General features: G+C 27.7%; 6 protein-coding genes. 1 reads left to right on the forward strand and 5 read right to left on the reverse strand.

What is annotated here, in order from left to right; genetic code table 11:
• The first annotated feature begins 186 nt into the window (after window positions 1-186).
• Window positions 187-1,848, forward strand: coding sequence for a formate--tetrahydrofolate ligase (locus Q0H31_RS12585; RefSeq protein ID WP_295298708.1), 1,662 nt, complete (start codon window positions 187-189; stop codon window positions 1,846-1,848).
• Between the two features lie 221 nt (window positions 1,849-2,069).
• Here Q0H31_RS12585 and Q0H31_RS12590 read toward each other — a convergent pair whose 3' ends face one another.
• From Q0H31_RS12590 to Q0H31_RS12610, 5 genes are all read right to left on the reverse strand, one after another.
• A complete protein-coding gene (locus Q0H31_RS12590; RefSeq protein ID WP_147731690.1) occupies window positions 2,070-2,498 on the reverse strand; it encodes a PepSY-like domain-containing protein in 429 nt (142 codons plus the stop codon).
• Window positions 2,499-2,709: 211 nt separating this feature from the next.
• Window positions 2,710-4,278, reverse strand: a complete 1,569-nt coding sequence (locus Q0H31_RS12595) for an FAD-dependent oxidoreductase (protein WP_295298711.1) — start codon at window positions 4,276-4,278, stop codon at window positions 2,710-2,712.
• A gap of 64 nt (window positions 4,279-4,342) precedes the next feature.
• Complete coding sequence (locus Q0H31_RS12600; protein ID WP_295298713.1) at window positions 4,343-5,689, reverse strand: 2Fe-2S iron-sulfur cluster-binding protein; 1,347 nt, start codon at window positions 5,687-5,689, stop codon at window positions 4,343-4,345.
• Window positions 5,690-5,707: 18 nt separating this feature from the next.
• The gene (locus Q0H31_RS12605) at window positions 5,708-6,844 is read right to left on the reverse strand and encodes an NADH-ubiquinone oxidoreductase-F iron-sulfur binding region domain-containing protein (protein WP_295298715.1); all 1,137 of its coding nucleotides are present in this window, start codon (window positions 6,842-6,844) and stop codon (window positions 5,708-5,710) included.
• Window positions 6,841-7,113 carry an NAD(P)H-dependent oxidoreductase subunit E gene (locus Q0H31_RS12610; RefSeq protein WP_295298716.1) on the reverse strand — a complete coding sequence of 91 codons (273 nt, stop codon included), beginning with the start codon at window positions 7,111-7,113 and terminating at the stop codon, window positions 6,841-6,843. The genes Q0H31_RS12605 and Q0H31_RS12610 overlap by 4 nt, the downstream gene beginning before the upstream one ends.
• Between the last annotated feature and the right edge of the window lie 275 nt (window positions 7,114-7,388).

The raw sequence follows: 7,388 nt of genomic DNA on the forward strand, positions 1-7,388 counted from the left end.
GTTAATTAAATTATAAGGAATACCTGCTTTTTTTAAACTAAAAAACGTGCAATATGTATGGCTCCTAAACAAAATATAAAATTGACAAACTTAGAAAAATTTACTATTTTATTGTATAATAATTTTTAAATCTATTTTATAATAGTCTAAAATCTATAAATAATTTATTGCTTAGGAGTCATATTTATGAAAACAGATATACAAATAGCACAAGAATGCAAATTAAAAAGAATAGATGAAATAGCTAAAATGCTTAATCTCACAGATGAAGATTATGAGGTTTACGGCAAATATAAGGCAAAGATAGAATTATCAGTTTTAAATAAATTAAAAGATAAAAAAGACGGTAAATTGGTATTAGTAACAGCAATAACTCCAACACCAGCAGGAGAGGGAAAATCCACTGTTACAATAGGGCTAACACAGGGCTTAAACAAAATAGGCAAGAATGCAGTTGCAGCTTTAAGAGAGCCTTCACTTGGTCCTGTATTTGGAATTAAAGGCGGAGCTTGCGGGGGCGGATATGCTCAAATTGTTCCTATGGAAGATATTAATTTACATTTTAACGGCGACTTTCACGCTATAGGTTCTGCTCATAATTTAATATCAGCTTGTATTGATAATCATATTAAACAAGGCAACGAATTAAAAATTGATACTAATAAGATAATATTTAAAAGAGTTGTTGATATGAATGACAGGGCTTTAAGAGATATTGTTATAGGGCTTGGCGGAAGCGAAAACGGAGTTGTAAGGCAGTCATCTTTTCAAATAACTGTTGCTTCAGAAATAATGGCTATACTTTGCTTGTCTAATTCTTTAATGGACTTAAAAGAGAGAATAGGAAATATTGTATTTGCTTATGATGTTAATGATAATCCTCTAAAGGTAAAAGATTTAAAAGTAGAGGGAGCTGCTTGTGCATTACTTAAAGATGCCATAAAACCAAATTTGGTTCAGACTCTTGAGAATACTCCTGCTATAGTTCATGGAGGTCCTTTTGCTAATATTGCTCATGGCTGTAACTCAATACTTGCTACAAAATTGGCTTTGAAACTTTCTGATTACACAATTACAGAGGCTGGTTTCGCTGCCGATTTGGGAGCTGAGAAGTTTCTTGATATTAAATGCCGTGTTTCTGGGCTTAAACCTAATTGTATAGTATTGGTTGCTACTATAAGAGCTTTAAAACATCATGGCGGAGCTTTAGAACTAAACAAAGAAGATTTGAATGCTTTGAGTAAAGGTTTTGAAAATTTAGATAAGCATATTGAAAACATGAAAAAATATAATGTGCCTGTTGTTGTTGCTATTAATAAATTTGTTTCTGATACTGATAAAGAAGTAGAATTAATTAAAAAACATTGTGAACAGATGAATGTTGATATTTCATTATGCGAAGTTTGGGAGAAAGGAGGAGAAGGCGGAGAGGATTTAGCAAAAAAGATTGTAAAAGCAACTTCTGAAGAATCAAATTATAAGCCATTATATAATTTAGATAAACCTATAAAAGAAAAGATAGAATGCATATGCAAAGAAATATATGGAGCAGGAGAGATAAAATTCTCTAATAAAGCTAATAAAATGATGAAAAAAATAGAATCTATTGGCTTTGGAGGCTTGCCTATATGTATGTCAAAAACACAAAAATCAATATCAGACAACCCATCACTTTTAAATGCTCCTAAAGGCTATACTTTAAATATTGATGAAATAAAACTTGCTTCAGGTGCTGGTTTTATCATTGCTATGGCAGGCGGAATTATTGATATGCCGGGACTTCCAAAAGTGCCTGCAGCATGCAATATAGATATAGATGAAAACGGCAAGATTACAGGTTTATTTTAATTTTAGATGAGTTGATTTTTGAATATGTTAAAATTTTAAATATAAAATTACATTATATTTAATATATATTTATAATATATGAAGTTAAAATACTTGCACTTTTTGCAACTTTGACGAAGTCCGCAGAGCGAAGGCGGGAAAAAGTTGATAATACATTTACAAAAAAAATAAAAGCCTCAAATCCTAGTACAATTTGAGGCTTTTTGATAAATTCAATATTCTTAATCATCAAATTTCTGTCCCATAAGCTGTCCATTTGAAGATATAAATAACTCCATCATATTGTTTAATTTTACTTTGTAATTACCCCACTCTTTCTCAACGTCTATTATCATAGCTTGAGGATATGCTTTTTTTACAGCAGCACTTACAGCATCAGGTAAAGCAGAAAAAGGAACACCGTTATATTCTCCGTCTATGCTTACCCAATCTCCATTAGCCAAAAAATCAATAGAAGCACCATTAGAAAGTTTTACCTCAAATTTTCCTCCGTCTCTCTCAACCTTCCATATCTGAGCATTAGGATAAACTCTCTGTATGAAAGCTCTTGATTTTTGAGGCAATGAAGAAGCAGGTACTACCCAATCAGCAAATAAACTAGAGCTAGCAAAAATTGTTAATGAAATTAATAAAGTTAAAAATTTAGTCATAAATAAACTCCTTAAAAAGTGATTGTAAATTATCTTTATAATTATAATATAACAAATTTAAGGATAATTGTCAATATTTTTTACAATAAATTTACTATTTTTTTACTTAGATTTGCTAAATTATGTAGATTTATTATACATTTTATACATAGAAACATGAATAATAGCCAGAAATTGGTTGTAAAGTAAATATTATTTACAAAAGAAATGCTTAATACAAAGAAACTCTATTTCTTTTTATCTCTGTTCTATATCTTTTTATTTCGTATTCTACCTTTTTGCTGTCCCAACCCAAAATATAGCCCATCTCTTGAGCAATATGTTCTGCTAATAATGTTCCGCAATCATTCTCTGTAAGTATAAATCTCAATCTTCTTATCATTATATCGTCTAAATGGATTGCATATTCTACTTCAACAAAATATTTTATTAAGCCTCTTGGTATCCTGCTATCAAGACCTACAGAAACAAGCAAAGAAGAATCATCTTTACAAAATTCATTTAATCTCAATACCATATCCACAGAGCCGAAATAATCCATTAAAAACTTAACAGTATCTTTATTTAATACCCAATCTACCGCCTTATCTATTCTGTTGTTCATAAATTTTTTAACACTAAACCACTTATAAGGCTTGCCATACATTTTAAGTAAAGCTTTAATAGCAAGATGAGAAGACATAGTAAAACTGCCCCCCTCAACCATAAATAAATCATAAATAGGGTGCGAATGTATCTTCATATCCATAGGATTAAGAGTCATCATTCCAGATTGAGAAGTAACTATATGATTTTTATTAACTATAGAACCAAAATAAGTATTATAAATATCAAGTAAATATTCTATTTCATCACTTGTTGAATATATACAATCTAAACTGCCATTATACTTTTTTATAACAGGACCTATTATTGTCATATCTTTCCACTTTGTTAAGAAAACATTAGGTCTGTCTTTTATTTTTGGTAAAACAACGGATTTATTTATATGAATAATATTACTATCAACTAAGAAATTTGTAGCTTTTACATATTTTACTTTATCTGTAAAATTGGATTTAGGAAGCATAGATACTATACTATCTCCCCAAGCTCCTGCTGCAACTAATATCTTTTTGGCACTTATTTCATAAATTTTGCCTTTTATTTTATCTGCAAGTATGGTTCTATTGATTTTCTTTTCATTATAATCAAAAGCCTTTACTTCTGCATAATTAAGTATATCAGCACCATATTCCTTAGCTTTTAATAATAATTCTAAAACATATCTGCTGTCATCTATTTTACCCTCAAAGAACTCTGTAGCCCCTATTACATCATTGTTATTTAAATCAGGCAAAGTCTCCAATACAGAGTTTCTGCTATGAGATTTATGTTTTTTAGTTTTTCCAAAAATTGACATCAAATCATATATATTAGCTTTCAATTCATTTCTTATTAAACCAGAATTAGCATTTTGACCGCCGCTGAAATATATAGGATATAATATCCCAAAGTCAGAAGCTGAAGATTTATTAATAAGGTTATTTCTTTCTCTAACTTTAAAAAACGTAGATATAAAGTTATGTGCAGTTAAATCAGTAAAACCGCCTGTGAGCATTTTTGAAGTTCTGGAAGATGAACCAAAGGAGAAATCATGTTTTTCTACGAGAAGAGTTGAAATTCCTACTCTTGCTGTTTTCATAGCGATGGTAGCCCCTATTACCCCGCCGCCTATAATTAAAAGATCATAAGTTTTATCTTTAAGATTAGAGAGTATATTATATCTCGAATTTACCATTAATAAACTCCTTTATATAACAAAGCTCAATCATAAACCCACATATATATTATATAATATTTTTTTACAAATACAAATACTTTATTAAATTCTTGAACTCTAATCTATTTTTATTTTTCTCTAAAAAACTTTTAACGAATTTATTTTTACCATGCGAATCTATATATTCCCCCTCAAACTCTCCAAACCCAGCAATAGGAAAAGTCAAATAAGAATTATATGCCAAAATAGAAGAATAAGAAGTAAATACTATGTAATTTCTTCTGTTTTGCTGTATAAAATCCATCATATTATCCATTTCAAATAAAGGGTCTTCTAATATTATAAACTTATTAAAACTATTATCTATTTCATTTAAAGTATATTTATAATTTTTTGATGAATATTTGTTAATATTAGTATAATTTCCTCTAACAACATTCGAGTCTGTAGTCATTATATTTTTCTTATACATAAAGTTTGTAATGCCTAATGAATATATAAAATCATTAAAAGCCTCCAAATCTTCCATAGGATAAAGAGCAGATGAAATAACCAAAATATCTTTTTTATCTGTTTCTTCTAAAAACTTATGAAATAAATCTTTAGCCCTATTAAAATCATCTTCTATGCCATTTATTAAAGGATATTCAAAAGTTTTATTTGAATAATACAGCATCTTTCTTCCAAAATCGCATATGCCATATTTTTTTAATTCTGGCGATTGTATATCTATTAGTCTTTTATCATCATAAAAATAACTGCATTCGCAAAGCTTATTGCATCCTATACAAAAACTATTTATTTTTTTATATTCAATTTGCTCTTCATTATCAACCGCCCTATCAAGTCTAAAAACTTTAGTAGGACATAAATCTACTATCATGCTATTATAACCAGATATTGCTTTGTATCTATTACAAACTCCGCAATTAATGCATTTATCATAATCAACTTTTATATTTTCATCTAAATTTAAACTATCTATAATATTTTTTATCTCTTCTAATTTTGAATCATCATCACATCTTTCTATCTTTAACTGATAAAAATCTATATACTTTTTTAATTTACAATTATAATAACTGCTGCACTTATCGCAAAAAGGTCTATGCATATAAAGTATAGCCTTAAGCAAAGATTTTCTATATTCAATAATCTCTTCATCATTGCTTATAACATACATTCCATTTTCAACTATCTCATTACAAGCATATTTAAAACTATATTCCTCTTCATCTTTCTTTTTTACTTTTACCAAACAAAGCTTGCATCTAAGCAAATCATTATCTTCATAAAAATCTCTTGCCCTATCCAATTTATAATAACATAAATGTGCTATCTCTATACCAACATACGATAAAGCTTTTAATATTGTAAATCCGCTTTGTGATAATATCTCTCTTCCATCAAAATTAAATCTTACTATCATAACCTATTAATAATCACCCTATTTATTAATAAAACTATAAAGAGTTATTTTTTTATCCAAAGCATATATAAACTCATATTCAAACATCTTTATAGTCTCTAATATACATTTTGCTACATAATATATATATAAACAAGAAGAACCTTTAATAATCATCTCAACAGCATTTATTAAATTCTTATAATCATTATTATTGGATTTTCCTAATATAATTTTATTTAAATAATACTCGCATAAATTAAAACCATAACTGCAAGGCATACAGTTTGTACAAGAAATGCTTTTAGCAAACTGAATAATTTTCATCACAACCCTAAGCATGCATCTATTTTCTGATATAAAACATATACCCCCATTTCCAATATTTATATCATCATATGATAAACTTTTACTGCTTAAACTCTCTAAAGTAGTAGGAGCATTCAAAAATCCATTCGTAAATACACATTTTATATCATTGTTATAAGAAATATATCCGCTAGCTTTTATTATTTCATTAAATAAAGAGCCATATTGAAATTCGTATAAATCTGAATTTGGAATATCTCCAGAAAAAGAAATTAAGCAAGTACCATTATTATTGTCATTTCCATATTGAGAAAAGTTTTCTAAGCCCATATGAGCAAAATATCCAAATTGTATGACAGTTTCTAAATCTAAAACATATTTTTGTCTTTCAAGAAAATAAATATTTATATTTTCTTTATAGTTGTTTTCATCATAAATATTTATATTGATTTCGCTTTCAATTTTATAAAAATCTTCTGCTTCTACTATTGCATTAATTAATGTTTCTTTATTGTAATAGCTTCTAATTAAAATATCTATATTTTTTATATTTAAAATCTTAGCAATCAATATAGCAGAATCTAAAATAAGATGAGGATTATTGTTTATAAAGAATTTGTCTTTAAATACTAAATAGCCAAAAGAATAAGCATTTATAATTAAAGTTTGATTATCATTATCCTTACTTGATAAAATATTATATAAAGATTTTTTATATACATCTCTTGTGAATATGTTAGCTATTTTTAATTCATTAAGCAGAGTATCATATTCGCTTATAGTGGTATGCAGATAATCACCGAAATTGTCTTTAAAATCTTTGATATTTTTTGTAGCATAATCATTATATAGAATAAATTTTTTCATCTTACTTTAACATGTACAGCTTCTATATACTTAATAACGCTGCCAAAAGAAGAATCATTGCATTCTATACCATTAATTAAAACAGAAATGGCATTATTACAATTATGCATACACTCCACCTCTTTAAGGAGCATACCGTCATAAGAAGGAATGCCGATTTTCAAATCATAATGGACTCTAATTGATTCTAAAAGGGCATACGAACCCTTCATAGAACAATGAAGCCCTACACATACTTCTATAACGGTTTTTATCTCGTCCTTTTGCATTTTACAACTCTAAACAAAGAGATGAAAAGTTATTATTTCTTTTTATGCCTATTTTTGCGTAAACGTTTTTTACGTTTATGCGTAGCCATCTTTTGACGAAGTCTTTTTCTTCCTGAAGGCATATACACTCCCATTTTTATATAATTTGAATATTTATTATATCATATAAAAAATTTATTTCAACAACAAAACCAACAAAAATATGTTTAGGAGCCATACATATTGCACGTTTTTTAGTTTAAAAAAAGCAGGTATTCCTTATAATTTAATTAACT

It is taken from the genome of uncultured Brachyspira sp., from assembly GCF_934747485.1.
Classification (GTDB): Bacteria; Spirochaetota; Brachyspiria; order Brachyspirales; family Brachyspiraceae; genus Brachyspira.

Bases quoted from the DNA above. Each gene is read 5' to 3' on its own strand.
- Q0H31_RS12590 (WP_147731690.1), bottom strand. From the start codon at position 2,498: ATGACTAAATTTTTAACTTTATTAATTTCATTAACAATTTTTGCTAGC.
- Q0H31_RS12610 (WP_295298716.1), bottom strand. From the start codon at position 7,113: ATGCAAAAGGACGAGATAAAAACCGTTATAGAAGTATGTGTAGGGCTT.
- Q0H31_RS12605 (WP_295298715.1), bottom strand. From the start codon at position 6,844: ATGAAAAAATTTATTCTATATAATGATTATGCTACAAAAAATATCAAA.
- Q0H31_RS12585 (WP_295298708.1), top strand. From the start codon at position 187: ATGAAAACAGATATACAAATAGCACAAGAATGCAAATTAAAAAGAATA.
- Q0H31_RS12595 (WP_295298711.1), bottom strand. From the start codon at position 4,278: ATGGTAAATTCGAGATATAATATACTCTCTAATCTTAAAGATAAAACT.
- Q0H31_RS12600 (WP_295298713.1), bottom strand. From the start codon at position 5,689: ATGATAGTAAGATTTAATTTTGATGGAAGAGAGATATTATCACAAAGC.